Here is a 16682-nt window from a genome sequence, read left to right as displayed (position 1 = left end):
TTCTGAAATGTCGTGATTAAATTCAATATTTGAATATAAGTAATTAGACTAGGATTTTTTAAGAGTTTTCCTCAGTCTCTTATTATCTTATCTCATTTCAACATACCCTCTTTTTACTTCAACTTTGTAAGCGTCAAATAATCCCCACCTGTAATTAGATGGGGATTTAGTATAATCTTTATTTAGATTTAATAGGAACATGGCATTCTATAGGGATAGAGGATGACCACGGTAAGAGATCTGCTAATTTGTCTTTATCCGTCGTATCGATATTGGGAAGCTCCTTGAATAAATAGCTGAGGTAGTGGAATGGACTCAATCCATTCTCCTTGGCTGTCTCCACAATACTATATATGATGGCGCTTGATTTAGCTCCCTTTGCTGTATTACTAAAGAGCCAATTTTTTCGTCCAATTACGAAAGGTTTAATTGAACGTTCTCCTCGGTTATTATCGATCTCTAAACGTCCATCGCTTAAAAACTCTACTAAACGATCCCATTGATTTCGGCAATATTTAACGGCTTGACCCAGCGCACTTTTGGGTAGAACTTTTGGGGTTTGTTCACGAAGCCATGCTGAAAAAGCCTCCAGCACTGGCTGGCTGCGCTTTAAGCGTTCTTCATAGGTTCCTCTGGACTGACATCCTTTAGGTCACGCTCAATCTTAAAAAGGTGATTACAAAAGGCTAAGCCTTCCGTTGCTTTAACAATGGAAGTACTCGCAGTTTCTGGTAATGCCTTTAGGGCTTCTGTAAATTTACGGCGTGCATGCGCCCAACAGCCCACTAAGGTGACACCAGAAATACCATTGTGGCCTGCATAGCCGTCTACATGTAAATCCCCTTTAAAATTGGCTAAGAATCGTCGTGGGTGTTAACTGGCTCGTGTCTGTTGATAGTCGTACATAATAATTGGGATGCTTGTACGCCCTGCACGATAGAGCCATATGTAGGAGGTTGACGTGGCAGGCCTTTCAGGCTCCGATAACACTTGTAAGGTTGTCTCATCCGCATGAAGAATATCAAGTTTGAGAAGATGTGTATACATTTCCTCGTAAATGAGATTCAACCATGTGTTCGCTCCATATAGGATCCAATTTGCCAATGTCTGGCGAGGTATGGAAAGTCCGAAACGTTCTAAATGTTTCTCTTGCCTATAAAGAGGCATGCTTTCTACATATTTTTGGGTCATTATATAGGCCAAGGCAGATGGAGAAGCCAAACTTCCTGGATAAACAGGCCTTGGCATAGGTGCCGTCACAATAGGCGTTTTCTCTTCATAATGTTCGCAATGACGGCAGCCATACACGTATCTCACATATTCCTTGACTTTTGCTTGTGCAGGGATAATCTCAATCTCTTTCCGTACTTCCGTACTCATTTCATGCATTTGGCCCCCGCAACACGAACAAACCTGCTCCTTTTCGGGTAAACGATATTCAATCGTTTCAGTAGGCAGGTTTTCAAGCATCTGTTCACGTTGCCCGCTCTTTTTCTTACGTTTATAGGTAATGGATTCTAGAGTGGGTTCTTCACTACCCAAATCAGCGGTTACTTTCAGCTTCATTGAAAAGAGACATCTGGTCAGGGTGAATTTTTTCACTAGAAGATCCAAATCGACGTTGTTGGCTTAATCGAAATTGCTCCTCATACCATTTTAATTTGGCTTCTAGAACTTCCTTCTCCAACTCAAGCTTCTCACTACGCTCTTTATACTATTCAATTGATTCATTTTGTCCGCTCGTTGTATGTGTCATAACTTCAGTACACGGAAAGAACCCGACTCTGCCTAGTCGAATTCTTTTATTCCTATATTTCACTTTTTTATAGGATCGTACGTGCCGTAACTTCACGGTGGGCTTTGGTTTGGTTGATCGACAAACCATCTAATAGCCAACGAAGTTGGCGAGGACTGATGGATTGTGTAGGAACTTCTTGACCAGATGGCCATTGAAATGTACCACGTTCTAATCGTCGATAATGAAGCCAAAATCCGTTATTCTCCCATTGAAGTATTTTTAGCTTATCGCGCTTTCGATTGCAGAAAACGAATAAAGATGGAGAAAACGGGTCCAGTTCAAAGCCTTCTTTTACGAGAACGGCTAACCCATCAATTGATTTACGAAGATCTGTATGACCACACGCTAAGTAAACACGATCAAATGGAGCCTGATTCAGCATTGTCTTTGGAGAATTTAGACAAGATCTGAAACTAAAGTCAAGTTACTTCCAGGTCGAACTTCTATAGAAATGGGACCAAAGTGAATGAATACAGGTTCTGGTCCTTGAGACCCTAGTTGTTCCTCCTTAATAGTTAAGGTCAACCACTGAGGACTAGAAGGAGTGTGGTCCGTGGTCTCTTCTTTGAACTTTCGGATCCAGTAGTGCATTTGGTGCCTTTTAATTCCTTGTTCCTGACACCATTGGGTAATGCCCAATCCACTTGTTTTCCATGCATCAACACGTGTTTTCCATTCTATTTGTTTTTCTGAATGGGTCAATCTAATAACCTCCCAAAGAGTTTTCTAGGAAAATTATTACATGATTGACCTCAGATTCCTATGTGTGATTTATTTGACGCTTACATTTCTTTGTTCAACTTGACCTTTGTTAAAATTAAATGGATTTTATAAGGTTTAGGGGGAGACATTGTTGGAAGATAAAATAATAAAAATTGATTATAGTAACTATTTTTGGCAAGACGATAAAGTTAGACTACGTGCAATTCATCCAGAAGATTGGGAAGGAGATTATATTGGGAAATTTGATACTCCTGCACGTCGTCTTTTAGAGTGTTCTACTGAACTGCCACCAACTATTACAGGTTCAAAAAAATTTGCAGAGGAAAATGCTGATTTTTCTTCAACAAATGGAAGAATAATGTTTTCTATTGAAGATTTAGAAGGTAATAATGTAGGTGGAATAAATTTAAATAGTATTGATGAGCGAAATGGAACGTTTAGTATTGGAATTGTAATTGATAAGGAAAACCGTGGTATGGGTTATGGTACCAGAGCGATGAAAATTCTATTAAAGTATGCATTCCTTGAACGCAGGCTTAATAAATTCATGACTATGTTCTCGAAGGAAATGATGCTTCAGCTCAAATGATGAAAAAACTTGGGTGTATCCAAGAAGGTGTTTGTCGTCAGGTGGCCTTATATAAATGGGAAGTATTTGGATTATATTTTATTCGGATTAACGAAAGACGAATTTATTGAAACCATAAGGAAGAGTTAAAATTATAAAGGATAGTCATCTTGAGCTAACGGCGAGTTCAATAAGACAATAAAACCAAACACAACTTCCAATTTTATGGAAGTTGTGTTTTTCCTTTAAATATCAACATTAAACTTTAACAGAGCCAAAGTATAAAATTGTCACTCTAATATTTAATTAAAAGGATGTCACAGTGAATTTTTATGTTTTTAATCAAGAGGTTTCAAGTCACAACTTTATCAATCCAAGTTTAAATCACACGCTTCCGGATTATAAAGCATAACTTCGCCGAAAGTTTCTTGAAGCATAACCTTGCCTGAGCGGCAGTATTATGTTTCAAGTTACAAGTTAAGAATCAAGTATAAGTTTTCGTAAAGTATAATCAAGTATAAGCTTTCATTTTACGAAAACATATGGTTGAAGTCACAAAAAATAAAAATCCACCAAACTATGTATTTGGTGGAGACGGTGGGAATTGAACCCACGTCCAGAGATAACGCAATTTAAGCTTCTACGAGCGTAGTCGGCATACTTCGATTTCGCCAGCACATCGGCCTACCGACAGGCACCCGTGCGGCTAGCCTGATTGTTCTCTTCATGGCGCCCCCAGGCGGAGAGCGTCAAGCGTATCCCACTAAGAGTGAGTCCCTTACCCTACCACGTGGGCGATGGAGGGAGGAACCGCTATAGAGCTTACGCTGCTAAAGCGAGGTTGTTGTTTTCTTTGCCAGTTATAGGCGTTGGCGTTTTATCGAGGCCGACCCCCTCGGCTCGCAACCTAAACCCGACCTACCCCTGTCGAATCCAGAACGTCCCCATATATATCGCACATTCTTAAAGTGCGAGAAAGGTGTTTGGATGATCATTATAGTCACTGGTTCGAGTTACAAGATTGATTATAGCACGTCTTTGAACAAGCTTCAAGAGGCTAACAATAATTGGCAAACCCAAGACACTCTCACAACAGATAAGATTAAACTATAGGTCTTTTGATTGAACTTTTAGGATGTTTGTGAGACCTTCTTGTTTTTTGATAGATCTTCTTAGATTTTTGGTACACCTTTTAGGATTTTGCTCAGACCTTCTGGGATCTACGCCAAACCTTCTCGGATTTTTGGCTAACCTTCTGGCATTTTTCAAAAACCTTCTAAGATTTACGTCCGATCTCCGCCAATCAAAAACCTTTTTCGGAACGTCGGACGGCTTTGGCAATTTGGCGGTCAGCGGTGCGCTGTTTTTCACTTTCACGCTTATCGTAGTTCTTTTTACCTTTACCGACGCCAATTAAGATCTTGCAAAAGCCATTTTTAATGTACATTTTCAAAGGGACAATGGTATAGCCTGTCTCTTTAGAAGCTCCAATCAGCTTATTGATTTCCTTTTTATGAAGGAGGAGCTTGCGAGGTCTGAGCGGGTCATGATTATAGCGATTTCCTTGCTCATATGGAGAAATATGCATGTTATAGAGAAAAACCTCACCGTTCTCGACACGCGCAAAGGCATCCGTAAAATTGACCGAACGCTTACGAATCGACTTAATTTCTGTTCCCATTAGGACAAGTCCGGCCTCAAAGGTTTCTTCTATAAAATAATCATGGCGCGCCCGCCTGTTTTCTGCGATTTGATTATCTTTCTTCCCAGCCAAACACAACCATCCTCTCCAGATTTTCTCTCTATTATAGCATGTTTGTCCAATGATACTCACCTCCACTTTCATATCCGTGAAGGCGAGTTAACGGACTGGGCGCTTAACGTCTCCGCTTTTTCTTTTTTGCACGAGGGCTTGCCGGATTAGGACGGCTATCCGCCTTTCCTCGACGTGAAGAACCACCGCGGCTCTTTCCGTTTGAACGAGATCCCTCGCCCGATCGGCCCCCTTGTCGCCCTGACTTAGGCCCTGTAATTACTTTCGGACGATCCTGACGCGCTCGTCGAGGAGTTCCTTTCATGCCCACTACTTCAAAATCAATGGATCGTTCATCCAGATTAACGTGCTGGACGCGAACTGTAATTCCGTCACCGATTCGGAACACATTGCCTGTTCGTTCACCGATTAATGCCATATGCTCTTCAACGTAATGATAATAGTCGTCCGTTAAGAAACTGACATGGACAAGACCTTCAATCGTATTAGGAAGTTCGACAAACAAACCGAAGTTCGTGACGCCGCTGATCACCCCTTCGAATTCCTCACCGACCTTATCAAGCATAAATTCGGCTTTCTTCAGATCATCGGTCTCACGTTCTGCATCGACAGCCCGGCGCTCCATATCGGATGTATGCTTCGCGATCTCCGTGAGCAAGCTGTCCCAATGCTGCTGGGTCTTTCCATCAGTTTTCTTTTCGAATAGATAGGTGCGAATAAGCCGATGGACAATTAAGTCCGGATAACGGCGAATTGGAGACGTGAAATGGGTATAAAATTCGGCAGCAAGTCCAAAGTGTCCCACACTGTCCGGATGATACTTCGCCTGCTGCATTGATCGCAGCATAACCGTGCTGATAACCGCTTCCTCCGGTTGGCCTTTTACTTCTTCTAATAAAGATTGCAAAGTCCTTGGGTGTATGGAATCAGGGCTTCCCTTAACCACATAACCAAAGTTCACAGCGAACTTAAAAAACTTCTCGAGTTTTCCAGGGTCTGGGTCTTCGTGAATCCGGTAAATAAACGGGACGTCCATCCAATGAAAATGTTCAGCAACCGTTTCATTCGCAGCCAGCATAAATTCTTCAATCAATCGTTCGGCCACACTGCGTTCCCGGATAACCACATCAGTCGGATGGCCCGACTCATCCACGAGGATTTTAGCTTCAGTAAAGTCAAAATCAATGGCCCCGCGTTCACGGCGCTTCTCTGTTAAGATATTAGCAAGTTCACCCATTAGATCAAAAAATGGGATCAACTCTTTATAGCGTTCAAGAACCTCATCGTCCTCGCGATTAAGAATTTTACGCACATTTGTATACGTCATTCGCTCGGTTGTCTTAATCACACTCGGAAAAATTTCGTGCTCAACTACTTTGCCTTGTGGTGTGATTTCCATCAGACAGGAAATCGTGAGACGATCCACCTGTGGATTTAATGAGCAAATCCCGTTTGACAAACGGTGAGGAATCATTGGAATGACACGGTCCACGAGATAGACACTATTGCCTCTCTCAAAGGCTTCTTCATCAATCGGTGAGCCCTCTTTAATATAGTGACTGACATCTGCAATATGCACGCCCAATTGATAGTTTCCGTTATCCAATTTGATAACATTAACCGCGTCATCCAAATCCTTCGCGTCTTCACCGTCAATCGTCACAATCGTCCAGTCACGCAAATCCCGTCTACCCACTAGATCTTCTTCAGAAATGGTATCCGGAACATGGGTCGCCTGATCAACAACTTCTTGAGGAAACTCAGTTGGGATGCCATGCTTATGAATAATCGATAAAATATCGACACCCGGATCATTTTTATGACCCAAGATCTGCACAACAATCCCTTCTGCATTTTTTCGGCCTTCAGGATATTTGGTTAACTCAACAACCACTTTATGCCCCTCAGCTGCCCCATTCATATTTTCTTTGGAAATAAAAATGTCGTTTGGCACACGTTTATCATCAGGGATCACGAACCCGTAATGCTCGCTTGAAGTAAACGTCCCAACAACGCGCGTCGTTCCGCGTTCGACAATCCGCACAATGACGCCCTCAGGCCGGTCACCGCGTGATTCAGTTAATAGGCGCACGAGTACCGTGTCACCATTCATCGCCCCATTTAAGTCGCCTGAAGCTACGTACACATCTTTCCCCGCTTCTGGGTCATCAGGGATAATAAACGCAAAGCCTTTCGCGTGACCTTGAACCCGTCCGCGAATTAAATTCATTTTTTCTGGCAACCCGTAACGATTGCTGCGCGTGCGGACTACCAAGCCTTTTTCTTCCATCTCATTCATCGTTTTAATAAGATCTTTGTAGTCCTCAGCATCCTGCATACTAAAAAGCTCTTCAAGTTCTTGGAGAGTGAGCGGCTTAACGGCCTCTTCTCCCATGTATTCCAATATGCGGTCTTTTAACTCTTCATTCAATAGACTTCCTCCTTGAGTGGTGAGGGGATTCCTATACTCTGGTCTGCCTCATTTCTAGCAGCCGAGTCGATCACCCCACCGTCCAATCTAAACTTTCCAAAAAGCGGTACACATCTTGGTGCAGCTGTTCTTTCTCAGGACCAAAAGTGATGACATGAGACGAATTTTCATACCACTTAAGCTCTTTTTGGTCAGATTCGACTTCATTTATAATAATTTCTGGGCTCTTGAGATCAATCATCTCATCCTTACGAGCCTGTGCGACAAAAATAGGGGCATACACATGGTCAAGATGGTTGCGAACATCGAGAATTAAATCACTGAGCTTACTTAAAGTCGTCATCGGTGCATTCTCAAAAAGCTCCATCTCCTTTTCAATTTGCTCCGGAGATTTCCCTTCTAATTGCTTCCATTCTCTCGCATAAGCAATGACACCTCTATGGATGTTCTCCTCCGTTTTCGCCGTCATTGGCGAGCACATAGTAAAAATACCTTTTATGGGAAAAGTGTATCCAACTTTAACAGAAAATACCCCCCCAAGTGATAATCCGCCAACGGCAATCTCCTCATATCCGAGATCCTTCAAGTGCTGCAGACCGCCTTTGACATCCTCCCACCAATCCTCTGGTCCTGTTTGTAAAAGTTCTTCTGGGGGGACGCCATGTCCTTTGTAATGCGGTGCATGCGAGGTATATCCTCGATCCTGCAAAAAGCGGCCAAGCATGCGCACATCAGCCGAATTTCCTGTAAAGCCATGTAACAGCAGCACAGCACGAGGGCCAGCTTCAAAAGTAAATGGTTTTGGTGGAACTATTTTCATCTCTAACACTCCATTTCTTTTTCTAAAAGACCTGCTTCGGTCACATGAATTCTAATCATATATTCCCTTAACCTTAGAAGTTTAAGCATCACTTTTCTGTAAATGAGGTAAAACGTGACAGACTGCGGATCTAGATACGTTAAAACAAAGGTGGCTAATGCGTCACGGACTGTACTTCCGTAAGAACCAGCCATGCTATAAAAAAATTGGTAGGCTCTTCACCAATTAGAAATAATTACCTATTAAATCAAACAAAAGAAAACAGCACCCGAGGGTCGGCTGCTGATCGCTTTTTATAGTTTATCCAAAAATTAATTTGTCCAACTATTAAAAGGCACTTTTTAGAAGTAGAACGCGAGAAGAAAACAAACGACAAAGAAGACGATACCGCATACGACTGTGATACGATGAAGCACTTTGTCTAGTCCTCTTGCTTTTTGTTTTCCAAAAAGCTGCTCGGCTCCTCCAGTAATAGCACCCGTTAAGCCTTCACTTTTACCAGATTGTAAAAGCACGATTGCAACAATCGTTAGAGCGGAAATGATGAGTAGTACGACGAGTAAAATATGCATGAAGCTCCACCTCCTGATCAACCCGAACCTAGTGGACATTGCCACACTACCAAAAAGTATAGCATATAAAGAGGGACAGTTCTAGCATCTTTCTGCCTTCGAACTGTCCCCATGGTTGAATTATTTTTTAAAATTGTAAAAAGCTGTTCTTCCAGCATAAACGCCTTGTTCGCCTAAGCGATCTGCGATGCGAAGAAGTTGGTTGTATTTAGCCACACGGTCGGTACGAGAAGGCGCACCTGTCTTGATTTGACCCGCGTTGGTTGCAACCGCAATGTCAGCAATCGTTGTATCTTCTGTTTCACCAGAACGGTGTGACACAACAGCCGTGTAGCCGGCACGTTTTGCCATTTCGATTGCTTCAAAAGTTTCAGTTAAAGTACCGATTTGGTTCACTTTGATAAGAATAGAGTTCCCAATGCCTTTTTCAATTCCTTCAGCAAGCTTCTCCGTGTTAGTTACGAACAAATCATCCCCAACAAGCTGAACACGTTTGCCTAAGCGCTCAGTAAGCTTCTTCCAGCCTTCCCAATCGTTTTCATCCAAACCGTCTTCGATCGAGATGATTGGGTATTTGTTGCAAAGCTCTTCGTAAAGGTCAATCATTTCTTCAGAAGTCTTAACAATACCTTCACCTTTAAGATTATATTTACCATCTTGATAAAGCTCAGAAGAAGCAACGTCCATGGCGATCGCCACTTGCTCACCTGGCTTATAACCTGCTTTTTCAATAGCTTCAAGGATCGTTTGGATCGCTTCTTCGTTAGAACCTAAGTTTGGAGCAAAGCCGCCTTCATCACCAACAGCTGTGTTCAAACCTTTTTCTTGAAGGACTTTCTTCAGGCTGTGGAAAATTTCGGAACCCATGCGCAAGGCTTCAGGGAATGTTTCAGCCCCAACAGGCATTACCATAAACTCTTGGAAGTCAACGTTATTATCCGCATGCTCCCCACCATTTAAGATGTTCATCATTGGTGTTGGCAATGTCTTACCAGCAAAACCGCCAAGGTAACGATATAGAGGAATTTCAAGATAACCCGCCGCAGCATGAGCAACAGCCATGGAAACACCAAGAATCGCATTAGCGCCAAGTTTCCCTTTATTTTCTGTTCCGTCAAGCGCGATCAAAGCTTGGTCAACCGCTACTTGGTCAAGTGCATTGTATCCTTCAAGCTCTGGAGCAATGATTGAATTGACATTGTCAACAGCTTTTAAAACGCCTTTTCCAAGATAACGGCTTTTGTCCCCATCGCGAAGCTCAACAGCTTCATATTCCCCAGTAGAGGCACCGCTTGGAACCATGGCGCGGCCGATAATACCAGATTCAAGATAAACTTCAACTTCAACAGTTGGGTTCCCGCGGGAATCAAGCACCTCGCGAGCATATACGTCTTTAATCATTGGCATAGTGATTCAACTCCTGTTCATTCTTATAAATTTTTTTAGTAGGTAATAAAGTAAAAATTAAAAGCCTGACGTCATTAAACTTTCTATTTCTACTTCTTTTTAAACACAAGATCTCTCTATTTCTAAATACAGTCACTCTTCTTCGTGTTTAATTAAAGTGTTGCCGTCCATTTCTTTGGATTTCTCCACTCCAAGTAAGTCAAGCAAGGTTGGGGCTAAATCGGCGAGCTTTCCATCCGTACGAAGCTCTACCCCTTTTCGAGTCACAATAACCGGTACCGGGTTCGTTGTGTGAGCCGTTTGTGGATTGCCTTCTAGTGTCACCACTTCATCCGCATTTCCGTGATCAGCTGTAATGATGGCATCTCCACCTTTTGCGAGAATCGCATCCACTACTTTTCCGAGACACTCATCCACGGCCTCAATGGCTTTGATGGTCGGCTCTAGCTTACCAGAATGCCCCACCATATCCGGGTTAGCAAAATTCAAGATGATCGCATCGAATTTGTCCGCTGCAATCTCCTTAAGAAGTGCATCCGTCACTTCATAAACACTCATCTCTGGCTTAAGATCATAGGTTGCTACTTTCGGTGAATTGATCAAGATGCGTTCCTCACCAGGGAAAGGTTCCTCACGGCCGCCACTGAAGAAGAAGGTCACATGCGGATATTTTTCTGTTTCCGCAATGCGCAGCTGCGTAAGGCCATTTTGCGAGAGCACTTCACCCAGCGTGTTGTCCAGATTGGTTGGCTTAAAGGCAACCGTTCCATTTACCGTTTCACTGAAACGCGTCATGCACACAAAGTGAATGTCCTTAGGAAATTGATCCCCGCGATCAAAACCGCGGAAGTCTTCGTTCGTAAATACCTGCGAAATTTGAATCGCACGGTCAGGACGGAAATTGAAAAAGATAATGACATCGCGGTCCTCAATCGTTGAAACAGGCTCTCCGTTGTCTGTTTTCAACACAGAAGGAAGCACGAATTCATCATAAATCCCATTTTCATAGGAATCATTGATAAGCTCAAGCGGATCGGTATAAGAAGGACCTTCCGCATAGACCATCGCCCTGTAAGCTTTTTCAATGCGTTCCCAGCGGTTATCGCGGTCCATCGCATAATAGCGTCCAGAAAGTGTCGCAATTTTGCCTACGCCAATTTCCTTCGTCTTTTCAAGGGTTTGCTTAATAAAAGTAGGAGCGGATTGCGGCGCAACATCTCGTCCATCTAAGAAACCATGGATAAAGACATCTTTGACATTTTCACGAGCAGCAAGCTTCAGAACAGCAAACATATGATCAATATGGCTGTGAATGCCGCCGTTTGATAAAAGGCCAAAAACGTGCAGCTTCGTCCCTCTTTCTTTTACAACACGCATCGCTTCAAGAAGCGTTTCATTCTCATAAAATTCGCCTTGCTTTATAGACAAATTAACGCGGCTTAGACTTTGGTAAACCACACGGCCTGCGCCAATGTTCATATGACCAACTTCAGAATTCCCCATTTGTCCTTCAGGAAGTCCGACATATAAGCCATCTGCCCGAAGCTGAGCATGCGGATAGGATTCCCAGTAGCGATCAAAGTTTGGTTTTTTGGCTTGGGCAACGGCATTCCCCATTGTTTCCTTACGGCAGCCGAAGCCATCTAATATGATTAATGCGCGCGGTGCTTTACTCATAGTGCGCACCTTCAATCAGTTGCAGAAAGGATTGTGCTTCGAGGCTTGCGCCGCCGACAAGTGCCCCATCAATATCCGACTCTGCCATTAGTTCTTTGATATTTGCAGGCTTCACACTTCCACCATACTGAATGCGAACGGCTTTGGCTGAAGCCTCACCAAACTGCTCAGAAACGGTTTGACGAATAACCTGGCAAACCGCATTGGCATCACTCGAAGAAGCCGTTTTGCCTGTTCCAATTGCCCAGATAGGTTCATAGGCAATGACAAGCTTTGAAACTTGGTCAGCTGAAAGGCCCGCTAATCCCTTAACGACTTGTTCTTTTACAAGTGATTCCGTTTGCCCGGCTTCACGTTGTTCAAGCGACTCGCCGACACAAACGATTGGTGTTAATTGATGAGCAAACGCAGCATGTACCTTTTTATTGACCCATTCATCTGTTTCACCAAAAATATCACGGCGTTCAGAGTGGCCTACTATAACGTAGCTCACGCCAAGGCTTTGGAGCATAACAGGGCTAACCTCTCCCGTAAAGGCCCCGCTCTCTTCAAAATACATGTTTTGCGCACCAATTTTCACTTGGGTATCTTTTGTCTCATCAACAAGAGTATCCAAAAAAACAGCGGGTGCACAGATCACGCTTTCCACTTTTGTTGCTTCTGGAACAAGTCCTTTAATCTCTTGAATAAATTGATGGGCTTCACCAATGGTCTTATTCATCTTCCAATTTCCCGCAATAATAGGGGTTCTCATGGTTCCTGCCTCCTTTATTTCAAGCTTACTACTGAAGTCCTCCCGTTAAATCTCTTCTTCGGGAATTCTCCATGCTGATGATGCGCTGATTCTTTTGTAACGGACACCTTAGCAGAAACTGCCTTATTTTTCTGTCAAAATAGCAACGCCAGGAAGCACTTTTCCTTCCATGAGTTCTAAAGAAGCACCGCCGCCTGTCGAGATATGGCTCATTTCATCAGCTAAATTGAATTTTTCAACGGCCGCTGCAGAATCACCGCCACCAATGATGGTTGTGGTATCCTTTGCCGCTGCTAAGGCTTCCGCAACACCAAGCGTTCCGTTAGCAAAAGCATCCAGTTCAAATACACCCATTGGTCCGTTCCAAATAACAAGCTTGGATTTCGCAATGACATCACTGTATAGCTTGACCGTCTCAGGTCCAATATCCAAAGCTTCCCAATCGCTAGGAATTTTGTCAATCGGCACCACTTTTTTATTGGCTGTTTCTGAAAAGTCATCCGCCACTAAAACATCCACTGGGGTATAGAAAGCAACACCCTTAGCTTCAGCTTGTTCCATGAATGATTTAGCTAAGTCAATCTTTTCTGCATCTAGCAAGGACTTACCGACTTCAAGCCCTTTAGCTTTAATAAAAGTATAAGCGAGTCCACCGCCAACAATTAAGTTATCTACTTTGTCTAGAAGGTTTTCGATAACGCCAATCTTGTCTTTTACTTTCGCACCGCCAACAATGGCCGTAAACGGACGCTTAGGTGATTCCAGTGCCGCACCAAGGACTTCAAGCTCTTTCTCCATAAGAAAACCAGCAACAGCAGGCTGAAGATAGCGAGCAATTCCCTCTGTTGAAGCATGAGCACGGTGAGCTGCGCCAAAAGCATCGTTCACATACACATCTGCAAGGTCTGCAAATGCTTTTGAAAGCTCAGGATCATTCTTTTCTTCACCAGGGAGAAAACGGACATTTTCTAGAAGAAGAATATCGCCTTCTTTTAATGCAGCGACTTCTTTAGTTACTTCATCCCCAATGACTTCGTTAGACTTTTGAACTGGTTTACCAAGCAGGTCGCTTAGACGCTTAGCAACAGGAGTCAAACGCAATTCTTCCTTAACGGTTCCTTTTGGACGGCCAAGATGAGAGGCGAGAATAATCTTCGCGCCCTGATCTACTAAATATTCAATAGTCGGAAGCGCCGCACGAATTCGGGTATCATCCGTTATCACATCTTTATCAAGCGGAACATTAAAATCCACTCGACAAAAAACGGTTTTACCTTTTAAATCAACATCTTGAATGGTTTGCTTCGGCATGGAAATCCTCCTTTATGTAATAGTGAATAGGTGGGGACAGGCCTCAAGGTTTTGGTGGGGACAGGCCTCAAGCGGGTAAAACTGCGGGATGAGGTCTGTCCCCGTGAGGTCTGTCCCCGTGAGGTCCGCCCCCCAAAAAAAGAGGAGCAGCAGACTCCTCTTTGTCATGAAGAGCCTGCCCTCCTGCCTTTTCAGCAAGAAGAGGCTCAAGATTCAGCCTATATTATTAAAGACCTTGTTTAGCGATAAAGTTTACGAGGTCGACAACACGATTAGAGTAACCTGTTTCGTTATCATACCAAGAAATGACTTTAACTAAGTTGCCTTCGATTACCATTGTGGAAAGGGCGTCTACAATAGAAGACAATTTGTTTCCGTTGTAATCTTTAGATACTAGAGGCTCATCACTGTAACCAAGAATTCCTTCGAGTTCACCGTGAGATGCTTCTTTTAACGCTTCATTGATTTGATCAACTGTTACTTCTTGGTTAAGCTCAGCCACAAAGTCAACAATTGAAACGTTAGGGGTTGGGACACGCATAGCCATACCTGTTAATTTACCTTTAAGTTCAGGAAGCACTAATGCAACAGCTTGAGCAGCACCCGTCGTAGTAGGAATGATGTTTTCAGCTGCAGCACGAGCACGACGGTAGTCTTTGTGAGGCAAATCAAGGATTTGTTGGTCATTGGTATAAGAGTGAACCGTTGTCATCATACCGCGTTTAATGCCAAACTTGTCGTTAAGAACTTTTGCAACAGGTGCTAAGCAGTTCGTTGTACAAGAAGCATTTGAAAGCACATGATGATTAGCTGCTTCATATTTATCATTGTTAACACCCATAACGATCGTAATATCTTCACCTTTTGCAGGAGCAGAGATAACGACTTTCTTAGCGCCAGCTTCAAGGTGCTTCGCTGCATCGTCACGGTTAGTGAAACGGCCAGTGGATTCAACGACAACTTCAACACCAAGGTTGCCCCATCCGAGTTGAGCAGGATCGCGTTCAGATAAAACTTTTACAGTTTGCCCGTTAACAACAAGATCTTTCCCGCTAACTTCTACTTTAGCATCTAATTTGCCATGAACCGTGTCATATTGAAGAAGATGAGCAAGCATTTGAGCATCAGTTAAGTCGTTTACAGCAACAACTTCAACATCAGGGTTGTTAAGTGCAGCACGGAATACATTACGTCCAATACGACCAAAACCGTTAATACCTAATTTTAATACCATAAACTATTTCCTCCTTAGTTAAAAAAAAATTAAATGACAACTAAATTAATTGTCGGGCCGCACCTTCATCTGTTACGAGGATGGAATGTGGCCCTTGCTTAAAGTAGGCCTCAATGGCTTTCGCCTTAGAACGGCCACCAGCAATGGCAATGACGTGTCGGTTTTCATAGAGATTCTCTAACTGAAGACCAACTGTTTTTACTTTGTGGACAACCTGACCCTCTTGGTTAAAGTAATAACCAAAGGTTTCAGCGACGGCCTGCGCCTCCTCAATTTTCTTTAGCAACCCCTCTGACGAACGGCGGCGTTCCGCCATCGTCATGGCGTCCCCAATGCCGTGAACAATAACATCAGCAGACTGGATCAACTCTAAAGCATCTTGAATCATCGGCTCTTGAATCAATGTTTGAAAGGTGGATTCACTAATCTGGTCTGGGACATGAAGCAAACGATACGAGCCATCTGCTTTTTCCGCCATCTTGGCACAAATCGTGTTCGCTTGGTTGTCAACCTGTTCCCCTAATCCACCGCGTGCAGAAACGAAAAGCAAGTCCGATACCTTTTTGAATGGGTACATCATTTCAGCGACAGAGGCAAGTGTTGTTCCGCCTGTCACCGCTATAATGCTCTTGTCCTTCACCAAAGATTCCATGACTTTGACGGCGGCTAGACCTAAATCGTTCTTGATCCAAGGCAACTCATCACTATCTCCTGGTACCACAACCACTTTTGTTAAATCTAATTTTCGGCATAGCTGCTCTTCAAGCTGAGGAATTCCGAGAACCTCATTCATGACGTCATCAAGGGCTTCCAACAAGCGGAGGCCATCTTCTGTCATTCTCATCCCGGAGGTTTCCATGTGGAGCAACCCCTGTTCGGACAAGAAAGAGACTTCACTGCGCAGTACCCTCTCTGTCATCCCTAAGTGGCCTGACAGCATTCTTCTACCGATTGGTTGGAGAATGGAAACAGCTTGTAAAATCCGGTAGCGGCTTGCCATCATATCCAACAAATCAGGTACAAGCTTTTGCTGCCATTTGACAATGGTGTCCATGAGACTCCCTCCTGGACCAAATCTACCCTAATTTGGTTTCATTCTTCCTGTTATCTCATGTTGTATTTTTTCCAATCCCTGAAATTTATTCCACATATTGCGCATTGGGACAAGAATTTTTTTCTAGTTGGTGTTTTAATGTTGTTTTACAGGGACCAAAAACGTCCCTATGAGACATTTTACGTCCCGTTAATTACAAGTTAATTCTAACAAAAGCATTTTATATTAATCAAGACCTTTACCTTGTAAATATTTCTTGTAGCGCTTCCACAGAAACGCGCCCCTCTGCAATCACCTGACCATTAAGAGTAATAACAGGGATTCTCAATTGATAGGCATCCAAAAGTTTGTCATCTTGATAAATATCCACTTCTTTAAATGATAATTGAAGGGGCTCAATAACCATTTCCAAAGCCGCCTTCGCCTCTTCACATAATGGGCATCGAGGTTTGGAATAAAATACAATCACAGGAGATCTCATACTAGTCCACCTTTTTATAGTCTTATTCAAAAACGCTTTACCCGAGAGCCTTGTTGATACACCTGTTACAAAAGCTAG

At 43.2% G+C, this 16682-nt stretch carries 14 protein-coding genes, 1 other RNA gene and 1 pseudogene; 1 reads left to right on the top strand and 15 read right to left on the bottom strand.

Annotation, left to right across the window (positions count from 1 at the left end; all coding sequences use genetic code 11):
* Positions 1-178: 178 nt before the first annotated feature.
* The 3 genes and pseudogenes from tnpC to tnpA form a co-directional block, all read right to left on the bottom strand.
* A pseudogene (tnpC, locus tag PU629_RS04595) lies at positions 179-1687 on the bottom strand (IS66 family transposase).
* 136 nt (positions 1688-1823) lie between these two features.
* Entirely contained in the window at positions 1824-2180 is a 357-nt protein-coding gene (gene tnpB / locus PU629_RS04590) for an IS66 family insertion sequence element accessory protein TnpB (RefSeq protein ID WP_275283097.1), read from the bottom strand.
* Between the two features lie 14 nt (positions 2181-2194).
* Entirely contained in the window at positions 2195-2500 is a 306-nt protein-coding gene (tnpA, locus tag PU629_RS04585; protein WP_275283096.1) for an IS66 family insertion sequence element accessory protein TnpA, read from the bottom strand.
* Between the two features lie 151 nt (positions 2501-2651).
* On the opposite strand from tnpA, the gene PU629_RS04580 reads away from it, so the two are divergent.
* Entirely contained in the window at positions 2652-3110 is a 459-nt protein-coding gene (locus PU629_RS04580; RefSeq protein ID WP_275283095.1) for a GNAT family N-acetyltransferase, read from the top strand.
* Positions 3111-3675: 565 nt separating this feature from the next.
* On the opposite strand, the gene ssrA is transcribed toward PU629_RS04580, so the two are convergent.
* From ssrA to PU629_RS04520, 12 genes are all read right to left on the bottom strand, one after another.
* Positions 3676-4035: a transfer-messenger RNA gene (gene ssrA, locus PU629_RS04575) on the bottom strand.
* 357 nt (positions 4036-4392) lie between these two features.
* Positions 4393-4863, bottom strand: coding sequence for an SsrA-binding protein SmpB (gene smpB / locus PU629_RS04570; protein WP_275283094.1), 471 nt, complete (start codon positions 4861-4863; stop codon positions 4393-4395).
* A 103-nt stretch (positions 4864-4966) separates the two neighbouring features.
* Positions 4967-7258 (bottom strand): ribonuclease R, encoded by a 2292-nt coding sequence (rnr, locus tag PU629_RS04565; RefSeq protein WP_275284356.1) that lies wholly within the window; start codon positions 7256-7258, stop codon positions 4967-4969.
* A 106-nt stretch (positions 7259-7364) separates the two neighbouring features.
* Positions 7365-8114 carry an alpha/beta hydrolase gene (locus PU629_RS04560; protein ID WP_275283093.1) on the bottom strand — a complete coding sequence of 250 codons (750 nt, stop codon included), beginning with the start codon at positions 8112-8114 and terminating at the stop codon, positions 7365-7367.
* Positions 8115-8455: 341 nt separating this feature from the next.
* Entirely contained in the window at positions 8456-8686 is a 231-nt protein-coding gene (gene secG, locus PU629_RS04555; RefSeq protein ID WP_275283092.1) for a preprotein translocase subunit SecG, read from the bottom strand.
* 120 nt (positions 8687-8806) lie between these two features.
* On the bottom strand, positions 8807-10093 hold the full coding sequence (gene eno, locus PU629_RS04550; RefSeq protein ID WP_275283091.1) for a phosphopyruvate hydratase: 1287 nt from the start codon (positions 10091-10093) through the stop codon (positions 8807-8809).
* Between the two features lie 132 nt (positions 10094-10225).
* Entirely contained in the window at positions 10226-11770 is a 1545-nt protein-coding gene (gene gpmI, locus PU629_RS04545) for a 2,3-bisphosphoglycerate-independent phosphoglycerate mutase (RefSeq protein ID WP_275283090.1), read from the bottom strand.
* A complete protein-coding gene (gene tpiA, locus PU629_RS04540) occupies positions 11763-12524 on the bottom strand; it encodes a triose-phosphate isomerase (protein ID WP_275283089.1) in 762 nt (253 codons plus the stop codon). Before tpiA ends, gpmI begins: the two co-directional genes overlap by 8 nt.
* Before the next feature lie 123 nt (positions 12525-12647).
* Positions 12648-13835 carry a phosphoglycerate kinase gene (locus PU629_RS04535; protein WP_275283088.1) on the bottom strand — a complete coding sequence of 396 codons (1188 nt, stop codon included), beginning with the start codon at positions 13833-13835 and terminating at the stop codon, positions 12648-12650.
* 226 nt (positions 13836-14061) lie between these two features.
* Positions 14062-15069 (bottom strand): type I glyceraldehyde-3-phosphate dehydrogenase, encoded by a 1008-nt coding sequence (gap, locus tag PU629_RS04530; protein WP_275283087.1) that lies wholly within the window; start codon positions 15067-15069, stop codon positions 14062-14064.
* A gap of 40 nt (positions 15070-15109) precedes the next feature.
* Entirely contained in the window at positions 15110-16123 is a 1014-nt protein-coding gene (locus PU629_RS04525; RefSeq protein ID WP_275283086.1) for a sugar-binding transcriptional regulator, read from the bottom strand.
* Positions 16124-16361: 238 nt separating this feature from the next.
* The gene (locus PU629_RS04520) at positions 16362-16604 is read right to left on the bottom strand and encodes a glutaredoxin family protein (RefSeq protein ID WP_275283085.1); all 243 of its coding nucleotides are present in this window, start codon (positions 16602-16604) and stop codon (positions 16362-16364) included.
* Positions 16605-16682 lie beyond the last annotated feature (78 nt).

The organism is Pullulanibacillus sp. KACC 23026 (assembly GCF_029094525.1).
In the GTDB taxonomy this organism is placed as follows: Bacteria; Bacillota; Bacilli; order Bacillales; family Sporolactobacillaceae; genus KACC-23026.
The sequence above is the reverse complement of the archived record's forward strand: the minus strand, read 5'-3'. Positions and strand labels throughout refer to the sequence as shown.

What these genes read in the sequence shown, in the direction of transcription:
- secG (WP_275283092.1), bottom strand. Translation starts at nt 8,686, where the DNA reads ATGCATATTTTACTCGTCGTACTACTCATCATTTCCGCTCTAACGATT.
- rnr (WP_275284356.1), bottom strand. Translation starts at nt 7,258, where the DNA reads ATGGGAGAAGAGGCCGTTAAGCCGCTCACTCTCCAAGAACTTGAAGAG.
- gpmI (WP_275283090.1), bottom strand. Translation starts at nt 11,770, where the DNA reads ATGAGTAAAGCACCGCGCGCATTAATCATATTAGATGGCTTCGGCTGC.
- PU629_RS04520 (WP_275283085.1), bottom strand. Translation starts at nt 16,604, where the DNA reads ATGAGATCTCCTGTGATTGTATTTTATTCCAAACCTCGATGCCCATTA.
- PU629_RS04535 (WP_275283088.1), bottom strand. Translation starts at nt 13,835, where the DNA reads ATGCCGAAGCAAACCATTCAAGATGTTGATTTAAAAGGTAAAACCGTT.
- tpiA (WP_275283089.1), bottom strand. Translation starts at nt 12,524, where the DNA reads ATGAGAACCCCTATTATTGCGGGAAATTGGAAGATGAATAAGACCATT.
- eno (WP_275283091.1), bottom strand. Translation starts at nt 10,093, where the DNA reads ATGCCAATGATTAAAGACGTATATGCTCGCGAGGTGCTTGATTCCCGC.
- PU629_RS04525 (WP_275283086.1), bottom strand. Translation starts at nt 16,123, where the DNA reads ATGGACACCATTGTCAAATGGCAGCAAAAGCTTGTACCTGATTTGTTG.
- gap (WP_275283087.1), bottom strand. Translation starts at nt 15,069, where the DNA reads ATGGTATTAAAATTAGGTATTAACGGTTTTGGTCGTATTGGACGTAAT.
- tnpB (WP_275283097.1), bottom strand. Translation starts at nt 2,180, where the DNA reads ATGCTGAATCAGGCTCCATTTGATCGTGTTTACTTAGCGTGTGGTCAT.
- PU629_RS04560 (WP_275283093.1), bottom strand. Translation starts at nt 8,114, where the DNA reads ATGAAAATAGTTCCACCAAAACCATTTACTTTTGAAGCTGGCCCTCGT.